This window comes from Actinoplanes sp. KI2, from assembly GCF_025630775.1.
GTDB lineage: Bacteria > Actinomycetota > Actinomycetes > Mycobacteriales > Micromonosporaceae > Actinoplanes.
The window spans coordinates 145,444-169,675 of sequence record NZ_JAOSZE010000019.1; the positions used below are offsets into that span (position 1 = coordinate 145,444).

20 protein-coding genes are annotated in these 24,232 nt (G+C 72.8%); 9 read left to right on the forward strand and 11 right to left on the reverse strand.

Annotated elements, in window-relative coordinates:
• Positions 1 to 129: 129 nt before the first annotated feature.
• Both ODJ79_RS21485 and ODJ79_RS21490 read left to right on the forward strand, forming a co-directional pair.
• Positions 130 to 819, forward strand: coding sequence for a DedA family protein (locus ODJ79_RS21485; protein WP_263025313.1), 690 nt, complete (start codon positions 130 to 132; stop codon positions 817 to 819).
• Positions 820 to 934: 115 nt separating this feature from the next.
• The gene (locus ODJ79_RS21490; protein WP_263025314.1) at positions 935 to 1,186 is read left to right on the forward strand and encodes a hypothetical protein; all 252 of its coding nucleotides are present in this window, start codon (positions 935 to 937) and stop codon (positions 1,184 to 1,186) included.
• Between the two features lie 131 nt (positions 1,187 to 1,317).
• On the opposite strand, the gene ODJ79_RS21495 is transcribed toward ODJ79_RS21490, so the two are convergent.
• The 3 genes from ODJ79_RS21495 to ODJ79_RS21505 all read right to left on the reverse strand — a co-directional run bounded on the left by ODJ79_RS21495 (position 1,318) and on the right by ODJ79_RS21505 (position 8,472).
• Positions 1,318 to 6,777, reverse strand: a complete 5,460-nt coding sequence (locus ODJ79_RS21495) for a carboxyl transferase domain-containing protein (RefSeq protein WP_263025315.1) — start codon at positions 6,775 to 6,777, stop codon at positions 1,318 to 1,320.
• Between the two features lie 61 nt (positions 6,778 to 6,838).
• Positions 6,839 to 7,291, reverse strand: coding sequence for a hypothetical protein (locus tag ODJ79_RS21500; RefSeq protein ID WP_263025316.1), 453 nt, complete (start codon positions 7,289 to 7,291; stop codon positions 6,839 to 6,841).
• Positions 7,288 to 8,472 carry a hypothetical protein gene (locus ODJ79_RS21505; RefSeq protein ID WP_263025317.1) on the reverse strand — a complete coding sequence of 395 codons (1,185 nt, stop codon included), beginning with the start codon at positions 8,470 to 8,472 and terminating at the stop codon, positions 7,288 to 7,290. The genes ODJ79_RS21500 and ODJ79_RS21505 overlap by 4 nt, the downstream gene beginning before the upstream one ends.
• 70 nt (positions 8,473 to 8,542) lie before the next feature.
• On the opposite strand from ODJ79_RS21505, the gene ODJ79_RS21510 reads away from it, so the two are divergent.
• From ODJ79_RS21510 to ODJ79_RS21525, 4 genes are all read left to right on the forward strand, one after another.
• Positions 8,543 to 8,890 carry a VOC family protein gene (locus tag ODJ79_RS21510; protein WP_263025318.1) on the forward strand — a complete coding sequence of 116 codons (348 nt, stop codon included), beginning with the start codon at positions 8,543 to 8,545 and terminating at the stop codon, positions 8,888 to 8,890.
• Positions 8,891 to 9,536: 646 nt separating this feature from the next.
• On the forward strand, positions 9,537 to 10,268 hold the full coding sequence (locus ODJ79_RS21515) for an RNA polymerase sigma factor (protein WP_263025319.1): 732 nt from the start codon (positions 9,537 to 9,539) through the stop codon (positions 10,266 to 10,268).
• The gene (locus ODJ79_RS21520; RefSeq protein ID WP_263025320.1) at positions 10,261 to 10,977 is read left to right on the forward strand and encodes a hypothetical protein; all 717 of its coding nucleotides are present in this window, start codon (positions 10,261 to 10,263) and stop codon (positions 10,975 to 10,977) included. The genes ODJ79_RS21515 and ODJ79_RS21520 overlap by 8 nt, the downstream gene beginning before the upstream one ends.
• A gap of 136 nt (positions 10,978 to 11,113) precedes the next feature.
• Positions 11,114 to 14,266, forward strand: a complete 3,153-nt coding sequence (locus ODJ79_RS21525; RefSeq protein ID WP_263025321.1) for a glycoside hydrolase family 3 C-terminal domain-containing protein — start codon at positions 11,114 to 11,116, stop codon at positions 14,264 to 14,266.
• A gap of 66 nt (positions 14,267 to 14,332) precedes the next feature.
• Here the strand turns inward: ODJ79_RS21525 and ODJ79_RS21530 are convergent, their stop codons facing one another.
• On the reverse strand, positions 14,333 to 15,121 hold the full coding sequence (locus ODJ79_RS21530; RefSeq protein WP_263025322.1) for a hypothetical protein: 789 nt from the start codon (positions 15,119 to 15,121) through the stop codon (positions 14,333 to 14,335).
• Between the two features lie 59 nt (positions 15,122 to 15,180).
• The gene (locus ODJ79_RS21535; RefSeq protein WP_263025323.1) at positions 15,181 to 17,433 is read right to left on the reverse strand and encodes an ATP-binding protein; all 2,253 of its coding nucleotides are present in this window, start codon (positions 17,431 to 17,433) and stop codon (positions 15,181 to 15,183) included.
• A 35-nt stretch (positions 17,434 to 17,468) separates the two neighbouring features.
• On the opposite strand from ODJ79_RS21535, the gene ODJ79_RS21540 reads away from it, so the two are divergent.
• Positions 17,469 to 17,837: a response regulator transcription factor gene (locus tag ODJ79_RS21540; RefSeq protein WP_263025324.1), complete on the forward strand. Its 369-nt coding sequence runs from the start codon at positions 17,469 to 17,471 to the stop codon at positions 17,835 to 17,837.
• On the opposite strand, the gene ODJ79_RS21545 is transcribed toward ODJ79_RS21540, so the two are convergent.
• From ODJ79_RS21545 to arsM, 6 genes are all read right to left on the reverse strand, one after another.
• The gene (locus ODJ79_RS21545) at positions 17,803 to 18,789 is read right to left on the reverse strand and encodes a sensor histidine kinase (RefSeq protein ID WP_263025325.1); all 987 of its coding nucleotides are present in this window, start codon (positions 18,787 to 18,789) and stop codon (positions 17,803 to 17,805) included. The two genes, ODJ79_RS21540 and ODJ79_RS21545, sit on opposite strands and share 35 nt — an antisense overlap.
• Positions 18,790 to 18,836: 47 nt before the next feature.
• On the reverse strand, positions 18,837 to 20,027 hold the full coding sequence (locus ODJ79_RS21550) for an MFS transporter (RefSeq protein WP_263025326.1): 1,191 nt from the start codon (positions 20,025 to 20,027) through the stop codon (positions 18,837 to 18,839).
• Between the two features lie 6 nt (positions 20,028 to 20,033).
• On the reverse strand, positions 20,034 to 21,278 hold the full coding sequence (locus ODJ79_RS21555; protein ID WP_263025327.1) for an NAD(P)-binding domain-containing protein: 1,245 nt from the start codon (positions 21,276 to 21,278) through the stop codon (positions 20,034 to 20,036).
• Positions 21,279 to 21,292: 14 nt separating this feature from the next.
• Complete coding sequence (locus tag ODJ79_RS21560) at positions 21,293 to 21,775, reverse strand: GNAT family N-acetyltransferase (RefSeq protein WP_263025328.1); 483 nt, start codon at positions 21,773 to 21,775, stop codon at positions 21,293 to 21,295.
• An 11-nt stretch (positions 21,776 to 21,786) separates the two neighbouring features.
• Entirely contained in the window at positions 21,787 to 22,116 is a 330-nt protein-coding gene (locus ODJ79_RS21565; protein ID WP_263025335.1) for an ArsR/SmtB family transcription factor, read from the reverse strand.
• Positions 22,117 to 22,180: 64 nt separating this feature from the next.
• Positions 22,181 to 23,017, reverse strand: coding sequence for an arsenite methyltransferase (gene arsM / locus ODJ79_RS21570; RefSeq protein ID WP_263025329.1), 837 nt, complete (start codon positions 23,015 to 23,017; stop codon positions 22,181 to 22,183).
• A 104-nt stretch (positions 23,018 to 23,121) separates the two neighbouring features.
• Between arsM and ODJ79_RS21575 the strand changes: the two genes are divergently transcribed.
• Positions 23,122 to 23,493 (forward strand): ArsR/SmtB family transcription factor, encoded by a 372-nt coding sequence (locus ODJ79_RS21575; RefSeq protein WP_263025330.1) that lies wholly within the window; start codon positions 23,122 to 23,124, stop codon positions 23,491 to 23,493.
• 23 nt (positions 23,494 to 23,516) lie between these two features.
• Positions 23,517 to 24,232, forward strand: a 716-nt coding sequence (locus ODJ79_RS21580; protein ID WP_263025331.1) for an aquaporin, incomplete at its 3' end; no start/stop codon positions are given.

The following is a 24,232-nucleotide window of genomic DNA, read 5'->3' on the forward strand; positions in this document are numbered from 1 at the left end:
CCGCTCATTCCGGAACATTTGCGCGGCTCGAGCCGTGGTGTTGCGCTCATGTGACCGAAGCGGGGCTGCGCCGTCGCCGCCGAGCCTGCAAGATCCCTACGGTCGAGGCGACGATCGAAGGGGCACCCGATGCTGCACTACCTGATGCCACTGATCTCGTCGCCGTGGCTCTACGTGATCATCTTCCTGCTGGTGGCGGTCGACGGCTTCATCCCGGTCGCCATGTCGGAAGCCGTCATCATCGGCCTCGGCGCCATCTCCGCGACCGGCTCCCCCGACCTCGCCGTGCTGGCCGGCTCCGCCGTCGCGGGCGGGATAGCCGGCGACCGGATCTCCTACCACGTCGGCCGCACGGCGATCGCCCGGATCCGCAACGGCAAGCTGGCGGCGGCGCGGGCGCGGGCCGAGCAGACCCTGCTGCGACAGGGCGGCGCCGCCATCGTGATCGGCCGGTTCATCCCGTACGGGCGCACCGCCACCACCCTGACGGCCGGGTCGGTCTCGCTGGCGATGGGCCCGTTCTACGTCGGCAGCGTCGTGTCGAGCCTGCTCTGGGTCGCCTACTCGATCGGCCTGGGCCGGCTGGGCGGGGTGGCCTTCGCCGACTCGCCGGTGCTGGCCGCCGCCTTCGGCATCGCCCTCGGCTTCCTCCTGGCCGGCCTGCACAGCGCCGGCAAACGCCTGCTGCCCCGGCTGGCCGCGATCCTCGGCCGCGTCCGCTTCCGCCGGCCCACCGGCCCCGATCTCACCGACCAGGTCCCGCCGAGGAAGCCTGAAAGTGAAAGGCCTCCCGTGACCATTCAGTCAGGGGCGAGTTAGTCGGTCAGCCGACCCTGCACGGCGGACACCACCGATCTTGGCGGCCGCGTCAGCACGGGGTCCAGACCCCGCACGCTCACACTGTCGTCAACAACGACAGTCCGAGGAGGCATCGGTGCCCGCAGGAACAACAGTCGCGCGTCTGGCGGACGAGTTCGTCGCCACGCTGTACCAGCACGGCATCGTCATCGACCGGCAGTGCGTCGAGCAGGAGATGCACGAGCGGATCGCCGACATCGCCGAGCGACTGGGCACCTCGCCGGAGACGGTCCTGCGCGAGCACGCCTGCCAGGAGTGGGGACGGCAGATGGCCTCGGGAGTGATCGCCCAGATCCGCAACGGCGGCGATCTCACCCGGTCGAACTGACCGCGCTCACCCGGTCGAACTGACCGCGCCCATCCGGTCGAACTGACCGCGCTCACCCGGTCGAACTGACCGCGCCCATCCGATCGAACCGGCCGCTGCCGGGCCCCTCGCGAGGCCCGGCAGCACCGGTATCAGTGCTGGTGGCCGAAGTCGATCGCCTCGATGACGCGGGGCCGCAGCTCGGCGGCGCGGATCACCGCGTCGACCGAGCCGACCTCGACGGCACGCTGGATACTGTGCTTGCGGTCGAACTCGGCGGCCACCTCGTTGAGCTTCTCGGTGCGGACCGTGGCCCGCAGCTCCTCCAGCTCGGCGGCGAGCGAGCCGCGCCCGGCGCCGGACGCCGCAGCGACCCGCGCCGCCAGCTCGGTGACCCGCGGGTCGGCCGCGGTGCGCCGGTTGACGTCCGCGGTGAAGACCACCGCGGCCGCCGGGGCGCCGCCGAGCACCGAGGCGAACGAGCCCTCGAGCGCGAGCACGGTCATGTTCGGGTTGAGCCGCTTGGAGAAGACCACGAACGCGCCGCCGTGGTAGCGGGAGATCACCACGAAGACGATCGGGCCGCGGAAGTTGACGATCGCGCGGCCGATCTCGGCACCGTACTCCAGCTGCAGCTTGCGCATCGACTCCGGCGAGCCGTCGAAGCCGGACAGGTTGGCCAGCACGACCAGCGGGCGGTTGCCGCTGGCCGCGTTGATCGCCCGGGCCGCCTTCTTCGACGAGCGGGGGAAGAACGTTCCCGCCGTGTACGCGTCGGGGCCGTCGGTGGGCGGGAACCCGCGCCGGGTCACCGACTTCGACTCGATGCCGAGCAGGCAGACCGGGATGCCGCCGAGGTGCACGTCCTGCACCACGGCGGTCTCCGCGTCGGCCATGCCGGCCCACCGCTCCAGCACCGGGTGGTCCTGGTCGGCGAGGGCGCGCATCACCGTACGGATGTCGAACGGCTTCTTGCGATCGGGGTTCGCGGTGGCCGAGAAGATCTCGCCGACCGTGGTGAAGTCGCTGCCGGCCGCGGTGTGCGGGAAGCTCGACACGTCCCGGTCGATCGGGTCGGTGGTGGCGATCCGCCGGGGCGCCTGCTCGCCCGGCACCACGTACGTGTGCTCGTAGTGCGCCATCAGCACGTCCCGGGCCGCGGCCAGGTTCGGCGCCCAGTACTGGGCCTGCCCGTTCGGGCCCATCACCCGGTCGTACCCGCCGATGCCGAAGTTGTCCTCGGCGGAGACGCCGCCGGAGAAGTCCAGCGCCTGCTTGCCGGTCAGCACCATCGCCGAGTCGGGGGTCATCACCAGGATGCCCTTGGTGTGCATGAGCATCGTGGCCTCGGCGTTCCAGTACGGCTGGGCGCCGACGTTGATGCCCGCGACCACGATGTTGATCTCGCCGCCGTCCTGGGTGAACTCGACGATCCGCTTGAGCGCGGCGGCCACCCAGTCCATGTTCTCGGTGCCGGAGTCCATCGAGATCTTCGCGCCGGAGGAGAGCGTGTACCACTCCAGCGGGACGCCGAGGCGCTCGGCGAGGTCCAGGCCCGCGATCACCCGACGGCACTCCGGCTCGGCGAGCGAGCCCAGCGACTTGGTCGGGTCGCCGAGCAGCACCACCCGGGCGATGCCCTCCGGGTGCCGGGCGGTCGTGCTGGTGACCACGCCGGCGACGATGGCCGCGCTGTTCTGCCCCTTGGGCCGGTCCACCGGGACGAGCTCGTTCTCCGCGGAGAGGTCGTGTTCGACGAAATCGCCGAGCATGCCGGTGATCTCGTACGGGTAGACGGTGTTGCGGCTCGCGGCCCGCAGCACCTTCTGCCGGTACCCGTCCAGCGGCTCGACCGGCTCGTCGGTCGGGGCGCCGATGGTCAGCGTCGCCCCGTCGGCGATGTCGAAGGCGATCCGGACCGCAACCTTGACCAGCTTGCCGTCGACGGTCCGCTGCCGCGCGATGAACAGGATCTCCTCGAGGCCCGCGCCGGCCACGGTCGGCGCGACCCGGCGGGCGATCATCTCCATCTCCTCGCGGGTCAGCGAGACCGGCGGCCAGACGTAGATGACGATCCGGTTCGTGTTGAACCGCTTGTCCGAGGGGCGGCTCGACTGCTGCCGGCGGATCGAGTCGAGGCAGGTGGCGATCGTCTCCTCGGTGGTGGGCAGGGCCACCAGCCGGCCGTCGTGCTCGCGCAGTTCGGCCAGGTCGCGTACCTGGGCAAACGCCACAAGCCGGTCGTCGGCCGGGTTGTCCCGGGCGACGCAGCGGAAGAGGTAGACCTCCTCGTCCGAGGACGGCACCCGGGTCAGGTCGAACTTGCGCAGCCGCTGGAGCTGCATCCGCTGGGCGATGTGCGGGTGCAGGCCGCGGATCAGCCGTTCCTCGGTCATCCCGGTGGTGGACCGGCGGAAGGTGAAGTGGTGGTGCATGACCGCGCCGCCCCGGCCGGCGACCGCCACGGTGAGCCGCTGCACCTGCCGCGGCAGCGGGTGCGCGCTGATCACCTCGTAGAGCGCGGTGGCCATGTCGTCGGAGTCGGCCGGCTGGCCCTCCCAGGACAGGTAGAGGTCGGCGTCGATCGCGATCTCGCCGGTCGCCAGCGTGGCCAGCCCGTCGAGCGTGGCGCCGAACCGGCCGAACTTCACCGCGGCGGTGACCAGCCGGGACCCGGCCCGCTCGGCGACCACGTAGGAGCAGCCGGCGGCCTCGACCGTACGGAGGTCGGCCAGGTCCTTGTTGCCGTAGTAGCGCCGGGACAGCACCTCGAGCATGACCGAGTTGTCGAGGTTGTCGCGGACCAGGCGCTGGCCGAGCACCCGGACCAGCGGCTCGGTGCTGCGCACCATCTCGGCGATCCGGCTCTCCCGGTCCGGCGCGTCCGGGTGGGCGTCCAGGTGCCGCAGGTCCTTGCGGACCTCGACGTACACCCGGGCGCGGTTGCGCAGCAGCAGGGGCTGGCCGAACCAGGTGAACACCACGCCACGGGCCAGGTCGGCGAGCGCCGGGAAGCGCACCTGGGTGGCCGAGATCAGCCGTTCCAGGGCGAGACCGGACGGCTCGCGCAGGGTGTCGTCCGGCGGCGGCTCGCCCAGCCAGGCGCGCAGCAGCGCGGCGACGGTGGCGGCATCCGCGGCGGCCCGCTGCTGGGCCAGGAAGATGCGGAACACCGCGGCCTCGAGCTCGGGGGTGCGCTCGAAGTCGGTGACGCCGTAGTGGCCCAGCGCCTTGGCCAGCCGGGTCTGGAACCGTTCGGGCAGGCCGGCCCGCTCGACGTCGAGGCTCTGCAGGTACGCGTGGAAGTACTCGCGCGGGCTGTGCACGTGGGTGTCGCCGGCGCCGTCCTCGCCGGCCGGCCGGTTGCGGCTCAGCTCGGCCAGGTCGGCGAAGGCCTCCAGCAGCCGCACCTCGCCCGCGAGGGGGCGCTGCCCGGCCTCGGCGGCGGCCCGGCGGGCGTCGAGGTAGTCGTTGAGCACCCGGCGCTCGTCGTGCGGGTCGGTGTCGAAGCCGAGCAGCAGGGCGCGCAGGTCTTCCTGGCCGCGGGCCGCGCGCTGCCGGGCCGGCACCTCGGCCGGCTCGGCGGGCAGGTCGATCTCGACGTGCTCGGCCGCCGCGACGGCCTCGGCCTCGGCGTCGCCGATCGGCTCGAGCCGCAGCAGCGCCGCGCCCGCGTCGACCTTGGTGCCGACCACGACCAGGCACTCCTTGACCCGGGCCTTGAACGGCGCACGGAGCACCGCCTCCATCTTCATGGCTTCCAGCACGAGGACCGGCGCGCCCGCCTCGACCTCGGCGCCGGCGGCCAGGGGGGTGGCCACCACCAGGGCGGGCATCGGCGAGCGCAGTACGCCGCCCTCGTCCCGGGTGATCCGGTGCGCGACGCCGTCGACCTCGACCAGGTGGATGGCGCCGTGCGCGCCGGTCATCAGGCGGTGCCGCTCGCCGTTGACGACGATCCAGCCGGTGTGCTCGTCGAAGCGGTGGATCTCGACGTCGGCCGCGCGCATGCTGTCGCCGGCCTCGATGCTGACCCGGAACCGGTGCGCGCCGATCCGGGCGACCCGCACCCGGTAGCCGTTGCCGCGCAGCTTGAGGTCGAGCGGGCGGCCGCTCTCGTGCCGCACCTGCGGGCGGCCGCCGAAGGCGGTGGACAGCAGGCGCTCCTCCTCGACCCGCTCGTCCTCCTCGTACGCCTCGATCGCCGCCGCCGCGAGCGCGACCCCGGAGTGCCGCTGGGAGACCAGCCGGCCCTCGCCGCGGACCCGGTCGATCCAGCCGGTGTCGGCCGACGCGTCGATCACCTCGGGCTGGGCGAGCAGGTCGAGCACGAAGCTCTTGTTGGTGGCGCCGCCCTCGATGACGACCGTGGTCTCGGCCATCGCCCGGCGCAGCCGCCCGAGCGCCTCGTCCCGGTCCTTCCCGTACGCGATGATCTTGGCAATCATCGAGTCGAAGTCGCCCGGAATGGTGTCGCCCTCGCCCACCCCGGTGTCCACCCGGATGCCCGGGCCGGCCGGGAAGACCAGGCGCGCGATGCGGCCCGGCGAGGGGGCGAAGTCGCGGTCAGGGTCCTCGGCGTTCAGCCGGGCCTCGATCGCGTGCCCGCGCTCGGCCGGCGGGGCGCCCTCGAGCCGGCCGCCGGACGCCACGTGCAGCTGGGCCTTGACCAGGTCGAACCCGGTGGTCGACTCGGTGATCGGGTGCTCCACCTGGAGCCGGGTGTTGACCTCGAGGAAGGCCAGCAGGTCGTCGCCCGGGTGGTAGAGGAACTCGACGGTGGCCGCGCCGCGGTAACCGACCGCGATCGCCAGCCGCTCGGCCGACGCCTTCAACTCGGCGGCCCGCTCGGCGCTGAGCACCGGGGACGCCGACTCCTCGATCACCTTCTGGTTGCGGCGCTGCACCGAGCAGTCGCGCACGCCCAGCGCCCATGCGGTGCCCTGGCCGTCGGCGATGACCTGCACCTCGACGTGCCGGGCGCCGGTGACCAGGCGCTCCAGGAAGACGATGCCGCTGCCGAAGGCCCGGGCCGCCTCCTGGCTGGTGCGCTCGTACGCGTCACTGAGCTGCTCGGCGTCGCGCACCACCCGGATGCCGCGCCCGCCGCCGCCGGCGGTCGCCTTGAGCATCAGCGGGTAGCCGATCCGGTCGGCCTCGGCGATGGCGGCGTCGAGGGTCTCGACCGGGCCGCGGCTCCACGGCGCGACCGGGACGCCGACCTCCTCGGCGATCAGCTTGGCGCCGATCTTGTCGCCGAGCTTGCGCATGGCCTCGGGGCTGGGCCCGATGAAGGTGACCCCGACCCGCTCGCACAGCTCGGCGAAGGCCGGGTCCTCGGCGACGAAGCCCCAGCCCACCCAGGCGGCGTCGGCGCCGGTGTCGATCAGCGCCCGCTCGAGCGTCTTCAGGTCGAGGTAGGGCCGGGCCGCCGCCGCGCCCAGGTCGTACGCGATGTCGGCCTCGCGCACGAACATCGCGCCCCGGTCGACGTCGGTGTAGAGGGCCACGGTCTCGATCCGGGCGCCGGTCTCGGCGGACAGGTCACGGACGGCGTGGATGAGCCGCATGGCGGCCTCGCCCCGGTTGACGATCGCGATTCGCTTGAACACCAGACCCTGCCCTGCCTCAGCTCTAGGTAACTCTGAGGGGAGGCTACAGGCCCGGCGCTGATCATGAAGAGTAGGTGAGATCCATCGTGTCGACATGCCCGGACCACGACAGGGTCAGCCGCCAGCAGCCGGGCCTGGGCAGATCGATGATCGACGGCCCGGGCGCGGGGTCGACCTTCGGTCGGACCGTTTCGCCGGTCCCGACCAGATTCGCGACGATCGAGAAGTCGCTGGGCGTGGAGACCGGCGGCTTCGACACCCAGAGGATCTTGTTGCTGTGATCCGCGGCCGGCGGCGCGCTGAGCGGGGTGCCGAACAGTACGCCGACCATGTCGCCGTTCTTGCTGAACACGTGCGGGTTGCCGGAGCCGTCGCCGCTGAAGCCGATGCGCGCCCACTCCGGCAGCGCACCCGTCTCGATCTTGGAGACGCACGGCGCCGGCGAGGCTTGCGGCTCCGCGCGGCAAGCACCGAGCATGAGTACGGGGATCAGCGCCACGGCCGACCGCTTCATCGAACACTCCTCAGGCTCAGTAGTCCGTCGACCGGGACACGCCCCCGGGTGGCGCCGGCCGCATCGACCCAGCGCACCTCGTCCGCCCCGCCGCAGTACACCCGCCGGCCGTCGCGGCTGACGGCCAGGCCCCGGACGTCGGCCGGCATCGACCACCGCGCGCGCACGGTGCCGCCGTGGTCGAGGGTGCTGATCGTCCGCCCGGCCCCGGCGAACAGGCGGGCCCCCTCCGGGGAGTAGGCCAGGCTCGCGGCGGCGCCCGGTGCCGCGGGCGCGGGGACGACCCCGGAAACGGCGAGGGCGGTCGTCCCGGCGTACGCGATCTGCCCGGAAGTGATGTCCAGCACGGCGAGTTCCCGGCCGTCCGCGGGCACCGCCATCGCGTGCCCGTCCGGCGGTCCCTCGCCGAACGGGTGCGGCAGGTCTATGCAGTACGCCCAGCGCTGGGTCAGGTGCAGGACGTGCACGAACGCGTGCGCGTTGCCGGGGCGGCCGGACAGCAGGTCGCGGGTGTGCCGGTGGCCGGGCTGGTGGGTGTAGAGCGTGTAGAGCACCTGCCCGTCCGGGGACGGCGCCTGCTGCCGGCGCTCGCCGCGCATCTCCTCCTCGGCGCCGGCCGGCACGGCGCTCTTGTCCCGGGTGAGCAGCGGGCCGATCGTTCCGGAGGCGAGATCCAGCAGGCGTACGCGGTAATGGTCCGGATTGGCGGCCGGAAGCCAGTCGAGTACGAAGAGTCCGTCGTTGCCGGTGGTGAACGCGTCCGGCTCGATCGCGCCGGGCAGGCGGTACTCGCGCGAGCGGCCGTCGCGGACCACCAGGAGCTCGGTGGTGGCGCGCGGGTCCGGCGTCCGGGTGAGGGCACAGGCGGTGCCGTCGGTGGAGACCACCCGGGGCAGCCACCCGCCCCCGAGCGTGGCGCTCCGGGTGGACATCCCGCTTCCGGGGTCGAATCGGACCAGGTCTTGGCCGCTGATCGCGTAGATGACGCGGCTGTCGGCGCTGGCGGCGGCGTCCGTGCCGGGCCGTACGCTGCCGAGCACCACCAATCCGGTACGGGTGTCGGCCAGCACGGTCTCCGGCGGCTCGTCACCTTTTTCCGGTTTACCGGATTTATCCGGTAGATCGCAGGCGGCTACCAGGGCGGCGCCGGTGAGCGTCAGGATCGTTCGCCGTGTGGTCATGCCCTGCTGACACCGCCGGGGCGGGATCGGTTCCCGAACTTTTGTCATACCCGGGCCGTAAGTTCTGGGCATGGCACAACTGGGCAGCGTGTTTCTGCCGGTCACGTCCCCGCGGGCCGCGGCAGCGTGGTTTTCGGCGGCGTTCGGCCTCGCGGTGTCCAGCCTCCAGGAGCATGCGGCCGTCCTCGACTCCCCCGACCGCGAGTTCCGCCTGACGCTGATGGGGCCGGAGAGCGGCATCGCGGCCCGCCCCGGGCTGACCTGGGCGACGTTCAGCCTGCTGGTCGACGACCTGGAGGCGGCGCGCAAGGGCCTGGCCGATCGCAGCCCGGGCCCGATCAGCGGGGACGAGCGCACGTGCCTGTGGTTCACCGTGACCGACCCGGACGGCAACACGCTCCTGGTCTGCGACCGCTGAGCTGAGCCGGCTGCCTCCGCGGGCTCCGCGCCCGTCGCCGCCGCCGCGGCGCCCGGGCGCTGGGGCGCCACCTGCGGTGACTTCGGTGGTCTACGGGCGGCGCCGTGCGGTCGGACACTGCGGCCCCGCCCGGTGACTTCGGCGGCCTGCACGCGGAGCGGCGTGCCCGGCCTGCGGCGCCACGTACGGTGACTCCCGTGGCCTACGCGCCACGTGCGGTGACTCCCGTGGCCTACGCGCGGCGCCGTGCGGCCGGGCGCTGCGGCGCTCGGCGCCTCGCCCGGTGGCCTCCGCGTCGGCCCGCGGCTCCCGCATCCGTGGCAGGTCGGCGCGCAGTTCGGGTTTCGGGCGGGCCAGCCAGAGAAGGTTCCCGCCCGAAACCCCAGCCCCGCCCGGACCCCCACCCGACTCCGTATTTCGGGGTGCCCCATATCAGGGAACGACCCGCGATCGCCCCGCCGATGAGCGGGCAGTCGATTTCCGACACCGCAAACCCCGCGGCGGCGGAAATCGACTGCCCGCTCATCGGCCTGAAAGGGGCGATCGCCCGCGGAGCGAAGCGGAGCCAGCCAGCTCAGCCCGCGGAGCGAAGCGGAGCCAGCCAGCTCAGCACCCGGGAACCTTTTTTCGGCGGGCGGTGTCGATGATGTGTTCGACGGTGGCGGAGCGGGCGGGGGTGTCGGGGCTGGAACGGGCGACCGAGCTCGATGACGCGACCGCGGTGGCGCGGGCGCGGGCGGGCGACCTGGACGCGTACGAGGTCCTGGTCGCGCACTACACCGCGGCCGCGCACCGGGCCGCGGTGCTGCTCGGCGCCGGTGCCGACGCGGACGATGTGGTGCAGGAGGCGCTGGTCAAGGCGTATCGGCAGCTGTCGCGATATCGGGGGGAGTCGGGTTTCCGGCCCTGGCTGCTGGCGATCGTGGCGAACGAGACCCGCAACCTGCACCGCTCGCGCGGCCGGCGCGACGGCGTGCTGCTGCGCGCGGCACAGCAGGAGATGCCCGCGCTCGCGCCGGATCCGGCCGACACCGCCGAGGCGAACGAGCGCCGGCAACGCCTGGTCGACCAGCTGAAGCGGCTCGATCGGCGGGACCGCGAGGTGCTGGTCTGCCGGTACCTGCTGGACCTGTCCGAGGCGGAAACCGCAGTCGCGCTGGGCTGGCCGAAGGGCACGGTCAAGTCGCGGACCGCGCGGGCGCTGGGCCGGCTGCGCGAACACCTGACCGGGCAGCGGGACCACCCGGCCAACGAACGGGAACACCGGACCGGCGAGCGGGAACACCCGGCCACTGAACGGGAACACCCGACCGGGGAGCGGGACCACCCAGCCAGCGAGCGGGAACACCGGAGCGGGGAGGAGGACACCGATGACTGACCGGCACGACGATCTGATCGCGGAGCTGCGTGCGCTCGGCGACTTCCTCGACGTACCCGCGGCAAGAGACCAACGGGCCGCCGTGCGGGCCGGCATCGCCCGGCGCAAGGCGACGCGGCGCTGGCGGCTGTGGTTGATCGGCATCCTGGTGGCGGTGGCCGGGGCGACCGGCGCCGTCGCGCCGGCCCGGGCCGCGGTGGTCTCGGCCGTCGACGGCCTGCTGCGGGTGGCCGGTATCGCCGTGCGCACCGGTCCGTCCCGCCCGGTGGCGCTGCCGGCGAGCCCCGGCCCGCTGCCGTCCGGGCAGGTCGCCAGCGTGGCCGAGGCCCGGCGCGCGGCCCGGTTCCCGATCCGGATCCCGGCCACGCTCGGCGACCCGCCGGCGGTGACGGTCGCCGACCAGGCGCGGGTAGTGACGTTCGAATACCGCAACGGGCGGGTGCGCCTCGACCAGTGCGACGGCACGATCGACCCGATCTTCATGAAGCAGGCGCCGAACGCCCAGTGGGTGGATGTCGGCGCGGACACCGCGCTCTGGCTGCCCGCACCGCACGAGGTGACCTATGTGGACCGCAACGGGGTGGAGCGCACGGTCACGGCGCGGCTGGCCGGACCGACGCTGGTCTGGTCGCACGGCGCGGTGACCTACCGCCTCGAGGGGATCGCCACCTTGGACGAGGCGCTGAAGGTGGCCCGCTCGATGGCGTGAAGCGCTTTCTTGCCTCGACCATCTTCCAGTTCCGGAACCACCTCGAACTCATTGACAAGCTTCGAAAACGGCTGGACTGTCGTGAGAGAGCGCTTCCCCGGGCGCTCCCCCGCTTCTTCCCCCAAGAGGAGCACACATGTCCATCCCCAGACGATGGGCGTCGCTGATCGGCGCCCTGTTGCTCGTCTCGATCGTCCTGATCGCGCCGAGCGCGCACGCCGCGCTCACGCTGCTGTCGCAGGGCAAGCCGACCACCGCGTCGTCCACCGAGAACGCCGGGACGCCGGCCGGTTCGGCGACCGACGGCAACGACGGGACGCGGTGGTCGTCCGCGTTCGCCGACCCGCAGTGGCTGCAGGTGGACCTGGGTTCGTCCCAGGCCGTCACCCAGGTCTCGCTGCACTGGGAGACCGCGCGCGCCGCCACCTTCAAGATTCAGGTGTCCGCCGACGGCAGCACGTGGACCGACGCCACACCGGTCACCAACGGCGTGGACGGCACGCAGGTCGTCGCGCTGTCGGCCAACGGGCGATATATCAGGATGTACGGGCTGACCCGCACCACGCAGTACGGCTACTCGCTCTGGGAGTTCCAGGTCTTCGGCGGGTCCGCGGCGACCGCCTGCTCGACCGGAAACAGCGCGGCCGGCCGGCCCACCACCGCCTCGTCGGCCGAGAATGCCGGCACCCCGGCCACGTCGGCGACCGACGGGAACGACGGGACGCGCTGGTCGTCAGCCTTCGCCGACCCGCAGTGGCTCCAGGTGGATCTCGGCTCCACGCAGCAGATCTGCGGCGCCGACCTGCATTGGGAGACCGCCCGAGCGGCCACCTTCAAGATCCAGGTATCCGCCGACGGCACCACGTGGACCGACGCCACGCCGGTGACCAACGGCGCCGACGGGACGCAAAGCCTGACTTTGTCAGCTTCAGCACGATATATCAGGATGTATGGGTTGACTCGGACCACTCAGTACGGCTACTCGCTCTGGGAGTTCATCGTCCACACCGTGGGCGGTCCGACGACCACTCCCCCGACCGGCGGCACCGGCTGCCCGTGGGTCGGCTCGACCGCGCCGGTCGCCGACCGGGTCGCGCAGGTCCTCGCCCGGATGACGATCGATCAGAAGGTGCAGATCCTGCACGGGAACAACAACGCCTCGCCGTACATCGGCAACGTCACCGGCATCCCCGCGCTCTGCATCCCGAACCTTGGCCTGCAGGACGGCCCGGCCGGCGTCGGCGACGGCGTCGACGGGGTCACCCAGATGCCGTCCGGCACCGCCACCGCGGCCACCTTCGACCCCGACTACGCGCAGCAGTACGGCTCGGCGATCGGCGCCGAGTTCGCCGGCAAGGGCGCCAACGTGGCCCTCGGCCCGACCGTCAACATCGTGCGCGACCCGCGCTGGGGACGCGCCTTCGAGACGTACGGCGAAGATCCTTATCTCTCCGGCCGGATGGCGGCCGCCGACGTGCGCGGCCTGCAGAGCCAGGGCGTGATGGCCTCGGTCAAGCACGCGGCGGTGTACAACATCGAGCACCCGGCCGGCACGGTCGTCGTCGACGAGCGGACCCTGCAGGAGATCTACCTGCCCGCGTTCCAGACCGCGATCCAGGACGCCGCACCCGCCTCGGTGATGTGCGCGTACAGCGTGGTCAACTCGGTACCCGCCTGCCAGCATCCGGCCCTGCTCAACGCCGGGCTCTACCAGCAGGCCGGCTTCGGCGGCTTCGTCGAGTCGGACTGGGGCGGCACGCACTCCACGGTGGAGTCGGCCAACGCCGGGCTCACCATGGAGATGCCGAACGGCTACTTCTTCGCCGACTTCCTCAAGCAGGCCGTGCAGGCCGGCACGGTCAGCACCCAGACCCTCGACACGATGGTCGGCCGGGTGCTCACCCAGATGTTCGCGTTCGGCCTCTTCGACAGGGCGCCCAGCGGCTCGCTCGGCGCCACCGTCACCACGCCGGCGCACGTCGCGGTCGCCCTGCGCGGCGCCCAGGAGGGCACGGTCCTGCTCAAGAACACCGGCATTCTCCCGCTGTCGACCACCGGCCTCACCTCGATCGCGGTGATCGGCGTGGACGGCGGCGCCGGCACCCAGACCATCGGCGGCGGCTCGGCCACGGTCCGCAGCGGCGCGACGGTCTGGCCGTTGACGGGCATTCAAAATCGAGTTGCGGGTATGGGCGTAACCGTCGCGTACGACGAGGGCAGCAACCAGTCGTCGGCGGTCGCGCTCGCCCAGCGCAGCAGCGTCGCGGTCGTCTTCGCCAGCGACAACTACGGCAACGAGGAACACGACAGCGCCGACCTGACGCTGCCGAACAACCAGGACGCCCTGATCTCGGCGGTGGTCGCGGCCAATCCGCGTACGGTCGTGGTGCTGAACAACAACGCCGCGATCAACATGCCGTGGCTGTCCCAGGTCCCCGCAGTCTTCGAGGGCTTCTACGACGGCCAGCAGTGGGGCACCGCAATCGCCGGCCTGCTCTTCGGCGACGTCAACCCGTCCGGCAAGCTCCCGATGACGTTCCCCACGTCGCTGTCCGCCGTTCCGGCCTCCACCGCGGCGCAGTGGCCGGGCGTCAGCGGCCAGGTTCAGTACAGCGAGGGCCTGAACGTCGGCTACCGCTGGTACGACGCCCGGAACGTGACCCCGCTCTTCCCGTTCGGCTTCGGCCTGTCGTACACCTCGTTCGTGTTCAGCGGTTTGCAGGTGGGCGCGATGACCAACGGCGTGGCCACGGTCACCGCGACGGTGCGCAACTCGGGCTCGCGGGCCGGCACCGAGGTGGCCCAGCTGTACGTGGCCAACCCGGCCGCCGACGGCGAGCCGCCGCACCAGCTCAAGGGCTTCCAGCGGATCACGCTCGCGGCCGGGGCGTCGGGCACGGTGACCTTCCCGGTGCGGTCGCGGGACCTCGCGCACTGGGACACGGCCACGCACGCGTGGCGGACGACCGCCGGGACGTACGGGATCTCGATCGGGAACTCGAGCCGTAACCTGCCGCTGAGCGGAACCCTCACGGCGCCGGCCGCACTGGCCGCCGCCGCGCCGACGCCCGCCGCGGTGGTGCACCCGCACGGCATGAGCTCACCGGCGGGCAAGGCGGTGAGCTGGTCGCTCGGGACCGGGCAATGGTCGGCCACCGGCCTGCCCGCGGGCCTGACGATGTCGGCGGCCGGCCTGGTCACCGGCACGCCGACGACGCGCGGCACCTCCACGGTGCGGGTGACCGTGGACGGCACGACCGAGATGACCTTCGTCTGGACGGTCACCTGACCGTCTCCGCGCCGAAGCCGGGCCGCCACCGCGTCGGTGGCGGCCCGGCCGCTCACTACTGCCCGGTCACGCGCCCATCAGCTTGCGGAACTTCGCGGGCATCTCGATGACCTGCGAGGCCGGCGGCTTCTGCACGTCGACCGACGTGCCGAAGTCGCTGTACTCGGTGGTCATCTTGCCGGCGCTGGGCACCACCGACCCGAGGTCGAAGACCAGCTTGACGATCCGGCCCTGGTCGTCGGTCTCGGCGGTGAACGGGACCGCCTTGAACGCCGAGCCGAGGCCGGCGGCCGCCGTCGAGTTGAACGCCGGAGACTTGGTCATGTCGACCTTGCCGCTGAACGAGTGGGCACCGGTCTTGGTCACGTCGCTGCTGTCGGCCAGCACCTTCGCGGTGGCCTTGGGGTCGTTGTTGGCCATGTTGAGCGCGCTCTTGCTCGGCACCTTGGACATGTCGATGTGCATCCACTTGCCGGACGGACCGCCGATCGCCGAGGCCAGCGCACCGGACGCCTTCACGTAGAGGTCGGTGCCGTCCTCCCGGATCTCCATGCTGCCGGCCGAGCCCATGGCGGTGGTCATCTCCGCCTTGTGGTTCTGCGCGTCGATCGCGCCGGTGATGGCGCCGCCGCCCACCGTGGTCATCTTGAGCTTGACCGGCTGGTCGCCGACCTTGGCGGCGGCCGCCGCGAACTCGTCCCGCGGGTTCGCCGCGGCGGTGGTCGCGGTGGTCGCGGCCGGGCCGCCGCCGGCCGCCGCCGGGTGGTCCGCGGAACTGGACTTCGGGTCGCACCCGGCGAGCCCCATCATCACGGTCGCCGCCGCGCCGACGACCGCCAACTGCCGCACCTTCATGTGCACTCCCCGTAGTCGATTTCGATCTGCGGCGCACACGGTAGCGAAGGGAAGCGACCTCAGGTGCGGGCCAGTTCCGCGGACAGGACCTGCATCACGTCGCCCACCTCGTGCGCCCGTTCGTAGAGGTCGGCCGGCAGCGCGGTGGGCGGCCCGTGGTGGGCACGGTCCTCCACGTCCGCGCAGAGGGCGGCGAAGCGGTTGGCGCCCAGCGTGGCCGACGAGCCCTTGAGGCCGTGCGCGAGCCGGGCCAGGTTGCGGCTGTCGCCGTCGCGGGCGGCGCGTTCCATCCTGCCCAGCACATCGGGCAGGCGGTCGGCGAAGTTGTGCAGGATCTCGGCGAGCTTGACGTGGTCGCCGCCGGTGGCCTCGGCCATGTCGCCGATGCAGGCGCGGATGCTCGCCGCCTCGGTGTCGTGGACGACGGCCGGCACCTCGGCGCGGGCGGCGCCGGCCAGCACCGCGTCGAGCTCGGCCTCGCGGATCGGCTTGGCCAGGAAGCCGTCCATCCCGGCGCGGTGGCTGGCGGCGCGGTCGTCGACCATCGCGTTCGCGGTGAGCGCGATGATCCGGGGGCGGCCGTGCGAGGGCGGACGCGCGCGGATCCGTTCGGTGGCGGCCAGCCCGTCCAGCACCGGCATCTGCACATCCATCAACACCAGGTCGTATGGCGTACGGTGGACCGCCGCCACCGCCTCGGTGCCGTCCGCGGCCAGCTCGACGCGATGGCCGCGCCGTTCCAGCAGCAGCTGCATGACGCGCTGGTTCACCGGGTTGTCCTCGGCGACCAGCACGTGCAGCGAGCGGCCGGCCGGCGCGGGCAGGTCCGGCGTCTCCGGCGGCACCCCGGCGGCGGCCGCCAGGCGTACGGTCACGGTGAAGGTCGAACCCTGGCCGGGTGCGCTGTCCACGGTGATCCCGCCACCCATCGCCTCGGCCAGCCGCTGACTGATCACCAGCCCGAGCCCGGTGCCGCCGTAGCTGCGCGCCACCGACGCGTCGACCTGGCTGAACGGCAGGAACAACCGATCGAGGCGGTCGTGCGGGATGCCGATGCCGGTGTCCCGTACGGCAAATTGGATCTCGCCCTCGGCGGGCGCGGACGCGGTCACCGTGACCGCGCCGTGGTCGGTGAACTTGACCGCGTTGCCGATCAGGTTGACCAGGATCTGCCGCAGCCGGCTCTCGTCGCCGACCACCGCCTCGGGGCAGCCGTCGGCGAGGTGGCCGGAGAGATGCAGGCCCTTGGCGTCGGCGGTGAGCGCGACCAGGCTGATCGCCCGTTGCAGGCACGAGCGCAGCCCGAACGGCCGCTCGTCCAGGGTCAGCTCGCCCGCCTCGATCTTGGAGAAGTCCAGGATGTCGTTGATGATCACGAGCAGCGTCTCGCCGCTGGCGCGCACGGTGTCGACCAGCTCCCGCTGCCGGGCGTCCAGGTCGGTGTCGGCCAGCAGCCCGGTCATGCCGATCACCGCGTTCATCGGGGTCCGGATCTCGTGGCTCATCGTCGCCAGGAACGCCGACTTCGCCGCGGCGGCCGCCACCGCCTCGTCCCGGGCGGTGACCATCTCGGTCATCGACGCGTTCACGGCGCGGGCCATCTGGGCCAGTTCCGGCGGGCCGCTGACTTCGGCCCGCCGGCTCAGGTCGCCCTCGGCCACCCGCTGGGCCGCGGCGGTGACCTGCCGGACCGGCGCGGTGATCCGCCGGGTGATCCAGCGCCCGCCCAGCGCGACCAGCGCCGCGGTGGCCACCGACACCCAGAGGATCAGCTGCCGGGTGCGCCGGGCGCTGGAGTCGCTCACCCGCAGCTGTTCGGCCAGGCGCTGCTCCTCGTGCGTGTGCATCTCGCTGATCAGCGACTGCACCTGCGCCATGTCCGCGTTGGTCAGAGCGGGTTTCCGCTGGTCGGCGGCGGCCCGGTCGGCGGCGATGCGGCTGTCCAGCATCGGCTGCAGCCGATCGAGGATGCCCTGGGACACCGGGTCGTCGCGGCTTTCCGCGCGGACCCGGTCGAGCCGGGCGTCGACGTCGGCGGTGACGGTACGCAACGCCTGGGCCCACATCGGGTCGCCGGTCTCGCGGTACTCGCGGGCGGCGCGATCCATGGCGTTCACCGCGTCGCCGAGCCGGCCGACCTCGCCCAGCAGCAGGTGCGACTGCTGGAGCGGGACCTGGCTGTGCATCAGGGCGCCGATCCGCACGTACGCGCTGGCGCCCACCACGGCCAGCGCCAGCAGCGCGAGCAGGATGCCGAACGCCAGCATGCGCCCGACCGTCCACCACGCGATCCGCTCACCCCGCTCCCCCACTCCAGCTACTCTAGGTAGCGTCGGAGGGGGAAGCGGTGACTTCTGTCCTGGTGGTCGACGACGACCCGACGATGCTGGAGATCGTCCGTACGGTGCTGAGTTCCGGCGGGCTCGACGTGTCCACCAGCACCACCGGCCGGGACGGCCTGCGCGCCGCGCACGAGCGTCCCCCCGACTGCGCCGTGCTGGACGTGGCGATGCCGGACATGAGCGGCCTCGAGGTGTGCCGGGCGCTGCGCGACGACGACGCGACCGCGGACATCCCGATCATTCTGCTCACGGGCCTCGGCCAGTGGCTGGACGTGGCCTCCGGTTTCGACGCGGGCGCCGACGACTACCTGGTCAAACCGTTCACCGCGCAGGAGCTGCTCAGCCGGGTCGACGCGCTGACCGGGGCAGGCTGACCACCAGGTACGGCGTGCCCTCGGTGCTCTGCACGCCGACCATCCCGCCGTGCCGCCCGATCACCGCGCGGGCCAGCATCAGCGCGGTCGCGTTGCCGCCCGCCTCCGAGTCGGTGAAGAGCCGGTCGCCGCCCTGGCCCGGGGGCAGCCGCAGCGCGATCCGCCACCAGTCGCCGCGCGCCTCGGCCGTCCCCGGGTCGTCCCCGCCCAGCGCCCGCACGGCCGCGACCAGCCGGCCGAACACCTCGGCGAGCCGCGCCCGGTCCCCGATCAGCGTCTCCGGCTCGGCCAGCACCACGAAGCCGTGCTCGGCCAGCAGCGTCGGCAGGTCGAACGCGTCGCTCTCGAGCGGCACCGACCCGTTCTCGATCCCGCTGACGGTGGCGATCTCCGCGGTCGCCGCCCCGATCCGCCGGACGTTGCGCACGATCAGCTCGATCGCCTGGTCGAGTGCCGGGTCGCCGGTGGTGTCCGGCAGCAGGTCGGCCATCGCCAGGCTGGACGCGAGCGGGGTGCGCAGCTCGTGCAGCAGCGCCGAGACCAGCTCCGACTTGGTGGCGACCAGCTCGGCGAGGGCCCGGTTGTGGGCGCGCAGGCTTCCCCGGACGCGGGTCTCGGCGGTGAGGTCGGTGACCACCGCGGCGAGCAGCTCGTCGCTGTCGTCGGCGGGCAGCCGGTGCCACCGCACCTCGACCACCCGATCGCCGGGCAGATGGCAGCGGCGGCGCCGGCCGGGCACGTCGTGGCGGGCGGCCCACAGCCCGGGGGCGGCCCGGAACGGCTCGCGGGCCGCGACCTCGTCGAGCCGCTCCCCAACCGGCGAGCTCAGGAAGGCGTCGAACAGCCCGAGGAACTCGTCGTTGGCCACCACCACGATGTCGTCGGCGGCCAGCAGCACACCGGTGCCGACACACTGCGCCAGCGCCACGACCACCCGCGGGACAACGATCACCACTCCAAAGATAGGCACCAAACACCCCCGCCGGACCCGGACCGCACTTACCCGAGGCGAAGGACCGCCAGCAGCGAGGCCGCGGCGACGAGGCACGCCACCGCGACGGCGGCGAACACCGCGCCGTAGCCGCCCGTGGCCGCCAGCCATGCCGCGCCCAGCGGGGCGGCGGCCTTGGCGATGGTGACCGGGACGACCATCGCGCCGGCGATGGTGGCGTAGCGCCGGGTGTCGAACCGCTCGGCGAGCAGCACCGGCTTGGCGATCGTGGCGACGCCGAAACCGAGCCCGAAGCCGACGACCGCGAGGACCGCAAGGGTGCTGTTGCGGCCGGCCGGCGGGAGCATCGCGGCGGCCGAGCCCTGCACCGCGAAGACCGCCGCCACCACCGGAATCGTGCGGAAACGGCGTTGCAGTCCGGTGGTGACCAGCCGGCCGGTGACCGACAGCAGGCCGAAGAGCCCGGCGGTCGTGGCCGCGAAGACGGCGGGGTGGCCCCAGCCGATGAGCGCGGCGACCAGGTGCACGGTGACCACCGCGATCGCCGCGGTGTTCGCGGTGAAGGCGACCGTGAGCAGCCAGAAGGAACGGTCGGTGAGGACCCGGCGCAGCGGGACCGGGGGCCGCCGCGACCGCGCCGGGTGGGGCGGCGCGGGGCGGAGCACGGCGGCGTGCAGCGGGACGGTGAGGCCGGCCTGCAGGGCGGCGAGCACCAGCAGCGCGGTACGCCACCCGTGAGCCTGGACGAGCCATCCGGTCACCGGCAGGAAGACGGTGCTGGCGAAGCCGGCGACCACGGTCAGCGTCAGCAACGCGGGCGAGCGTCGCCGCGGCCCGTGCCAGGCGATGATCACGGCGAACGCCGCCTCGTAGAGGCTGGCCGCCGCGGCGATCCCGAGGCCGGCCTGCACCAGGTACAGCTGCCACAGCGCGTGCACCTGCGACCAGGCGACCAGCAGGATCGCGCCGAGCATCGAGCCGGCGGTCATCAGCGCCCGGCCGCCGTACCGATCGAGCCAGCGCCCCACCGGCACGGCGAGCAGCGCGGAGGTCAGCACGGAGGCGGTGAAGGCCCCGGTGATCGCGCCGGTGGAGGCGTGCAGGCCGGCGGCCATCGGCACCAGGAACACGGCGAACGCGTAGTAGAGGGTGCCGTAGCCGACGGTTTGGGTGACCGCGAGGGCGCGGACGATGGCTCTCGCCCTTCCCCGGTCGGCTTCATCCGGCCGGGATGCCATGCCGCGTCAGGAGCAGCAGCCGGCGTCGGTACTGAGGATCGGGTCGCTGTTGCAGACGCCGGTCTCGGGCAGGTCGAGCCGCACGTCGCGGGCGGCGGTCCAGTCGCCGTCGAGGGCGGCGACGATCGAGCGGGCCTGCTCGTATCCGGTCGCGAGCAGGAAGGTCGGCGCCCGGCCGTAGGACTTGACGCCGATCGCGTAGTAGCCGGGCTCGGGCTGGCTCAGCTCGTCGACGCCGTGCGGCGGGACCGTGCCGCAGGAGTGCTCGTTGGGGTCGATCAGCGGGGCGAGCGCCCGGGTGGCGCCCAGGATCGGGTCGAGGTCGAGGCGCAGCTCGGACACGATGCGGTGGTCGGGCCGGAACCCGGTCGCCGAGACGATCCGGTCCACGACCACGCTCCGCCGGCCGTCGGACACCTCGACACCGTCCTCGACCTCGGTGAGCCGCTGGACGCCGAAGCCGGTGAGCAGGGTGATCGCGCCGGACTCGACGTGCTCGCGCAGCCGGCTGCCCAGCGCGCCGCGGGCGGGCAGCGCGTCGTCGGCCTCGCCGCCGTAGGTGCGAAACGGCGAGCCCGAGCGGATCGCCCAGGTGACCGGCGTGCCGGGCAGCTGGGCCAGCGACAGCAGCGTATTCGCGGCCGAATGCCCCGCGCCCACGACCAGGACGCGCCGACCGGCGAACCGGTCACGGTCGCGGCCCAAGACGTCCGGGAGAGCCTTGCCGACGTACGCCTCGGCGGAGTCCTCGCCGTGCGCGGGGATGCCCGAGGCGCCCAGCACGTTCGGGGTGTACCAGGTTCCCGACGCGTCGATCACCGCGCGGGCCAGGACGTCCTCGCCGGTGGTGAGCCGGATCAGGAACGGTGTGTCCGGGCGGCCGGCGGTACGCAGCCGGTCGAGGCCGGCCCGGGTGACCGCGGCGACGCGGGCGCCGTAGCGGAGGTGCGGCCGGAGTGCGGGCAGGTCGGCGAGGGGCTGCAGGTAGTCGTCGGCGAGCTGGGCGCCGGTCGGCAGCAGGTCGTCGTCGGGCCGCTGCCAGCCGGCGTCGGCGAGCAGCTTCGCGGCGGCGGTGTCGATGTTGTAGCGCCAGGGCGAGAACAGCCGGACGTGTCCCCACTCACGAACCGCGGCGGCGGCGCGGTCGCCGGCTTCGAGGACGACGAAGGGCAGGCCGCGCCCGGCGAGGTGGGCGGCGGCGGCCAGGCCGACCGGACCGGCCCCGATGACGGCAATGGGCAAGGTGGACATACGTAGCTCCCGATTCAGTCGACGAGCGGGCTGCGGCGTTCGATGAACACGACGTCGCGCCAGCGGTTGCCTTGCGTGGTATGCCGCCCCACCCGCTCGCGGACGCCGACGGTGCGGAACCCGGCGGCCCGGTGCAGGGCGAGACTGGCGGTGTTCTCGGGGAAGACGCCGGACTGGATGGTCCAGATCCCGGCCTGTTCGGTGGATTCGATGAGCGCGTCGAGCAGCGCCCGGCCGACCCCGCACCCCCGTGCCGCGGGGTCGACGTAGACGGAATGCTCGACCACGCCCGCGTAGACGGCCCGGCCGGAGACGGCCGAGATCGCGACCCAGCCGAGGACCGCGTCGTGGTCGTCGACGGCGACCAGGCGGTGCCCGGGCAACTTGCTCGCGTCGAACGCCGTCCAGGTCGGTGCGGTGTGCTCGAAGCTGGCGTTCCCGCCGTCCATCCCGGCCTGATAAATGGCCAGGACCGCGGGCGCGTCGGCGGCGGTCATCGGGCGGATCCTCACGCGCAGCCCCCGGTCGTGCTCGGCGCCGGGCGGCCCATGACCACGTCGGCCGCGGACGGGAAGCACGCGATGCAGTTGGTGTTGATCCGGTAGTGCCGGGCGTTGCCGACCGCCTCGACCAGCACGAACCGCACCTCGGTGAGGACCTTCAGGTGCTGCGAGACGGTCGACTGGGCCAGCCCGGCCGCGGCCACGATCTCGCCCACCGGCATCGGCCGGCCGTGGCGGGCCAGGTATTCCACGATCTGCACCCGCGACGGGTCGGCCAGCGCCCGGAACCAGGACGCGTACGTCTCCGCGGCCGCGCGGTCGAGCAGGTCGGCCATCGTCCCCCCGTTCATCGTCTATCGCCGATTGACGATGAAAGTGTACCGGCAGCTAGCCGGGATGTCAGGGGCGGCGGGCGCGAATGATCGCGGCGTGCATGCCCTGGGCGTAGGCGCCGGTGAACTCGACTGTGGGGTCGACGAATCCGGCGGCGGTCAGGCCGTCGAGGTATTCGCTGCGGGAGAGCGCTCCGGCGATGCAGGAGGACCAGTCGCCGACCACGCCGCGCTGCTCGGGCGTGAGGTGGTCCTCGGCGACGACGTCGGAGATGCCGATCCGCCCGCCGGGGTGCAGTACCCGGTGCATCTCGGCGAAGACGGCGGGCTTGTCGGCGGACAGGTTGATCACGCAGTTGGAGATGACGACGTCGACCGAGGCGTCCGGAAGCGGGATGTTCTCGATGTGGCCTTTGTGGAACTCGACGTTGGTGGCACCGGCCTCGGCCGCGTTGCGACGGGCCAGCTCCAGCATTTCGTCGGTCATGTCGAGACCGTGCGCGGTGCCGGTGGGTCCGACGCGGCGGGCCGAGAGCAGGACGTCGATGCCGCCGCCGGAGCCGAGGTCAAGGACGGTCTCGCCGGGGTTGAGGTCGGCGACCCGCAGCGGGTTTCCGCAGCCCAGACTGGCGCGCAGGGCCGCCTCGGGCAGCTGGCCGCGCTCGTCGGCGCCGTAGAGATCGCCGTTGCCGCAGCGGCTGCCCTCGGCGGCGCGGACGGCGGCGTCGGCGTAGCGGGCGCGGACCTGCTCGCGGATCTCCGCGCCGGTGGTGTCGGCGGCGGTGCCGCAGCAGGTCGCGCCGGCCGCGACCGCCTCGGTCCTGGCCGCGGCGGCGCAGCAGGAGCCCTCGGCGGCGGCGTCGGCCGCACTGCCGCAGCAAGGGCTGGTGGTGGTGTCGCTCATGGTGGGTCTCCTGGGGATCGGCGTTGCGGTTTCGACAACCATCGGATTTGATGGCTGTCGAAACCAAGGTTGCACCCGGATTCGATACATGTCAAGCTCGATGCATGTCGAAACCAGCCGCATCGGTGAATCTGCTCGATCCGGGCGCGCAGACGCCGTGCTGCCCGCCGATGGCGGTCCGGCGGGTCGAGCCGGCCATGGCCGTGCAGCTCGCGTCCGCGTTCAAGGCGCTGGGCGACCCGGTCCGGCTGCAGCTGATGTCGATGATCGCCTCGGCGCCGGGCGGGGAGATCTGCGTGTGCGACCTCACCCCGTCGTTCGAGGTCTCCGGCTCGACCATCTCGCACCACCTCAAGACTCTGCGCGAGGCCGGGCTGGTCGACGCCGAGCGCCGCGCGAGCTGGGTCTACTACCGGCCCCGGCCGGGCCTGATGCGCCAGCTCGCCACGCTGCTCACCCCCGGCGAGGGTGAGTGACCCCCGAAGCAGCAGGTCGACTCATGCCTCCGATCGACCTCCGGCGACGCCTGCTGGCCGAGTTCGCCGGGACCGCGCTGCTGGTCACCGCCGTCGTCGGCTCCGGCATCATGGCCGCCACGCTGTCGCCGAACGACGTCGGCCTGCAGCTGCTGGAAAACTCGGTGGCGACCGCGTTCGCCCTCGGCGCCCTCATTCTGACCTTCGGACCGGTCTCCGGCGCCCACTTCAACCCGGTCGTCTCGGCCGCCGACTGGTTCCTCGGCCGCCGCGCGCGCACCGGCCTGACCGCGACCGACCTGGCCGGCTACACCGTCGCCCAGATCGCCGGCGCGATCGGCGGGTCGATCCTGGCCAACCTCATGTTCGGCCTCGACGCGGTGTCCATCTCGCACCAGCAGCGGTCCGCCGGGCACCTGTGGCTCGGCGAGGTCGTCGCCACCAGCGGACTGCTCCTGCTCATCTTCGCCCTGGCCCGCTCCGGCCGCGCCTCGGTCGCGCCCGCGGCCGTGGGTGCGTACATCGGCGCCGCGTACTGGTTCACCTCGTCCACCAGCTTCGCCAACCCCGCGGTCACCATCGGCCGCACGTTCACCGACACCTTCGCCGGCATCGCGCCCGCCTCGGTGGCCGGCTTCGTCCTGGCCCAGGTCGCCGGGCTGATCGTCGGCGCCGGGCTGCTGCTCACCCTGTATCCGCACGTCGGCAGCGCCGCCGACGAGGTCGTTGTGCACCACGA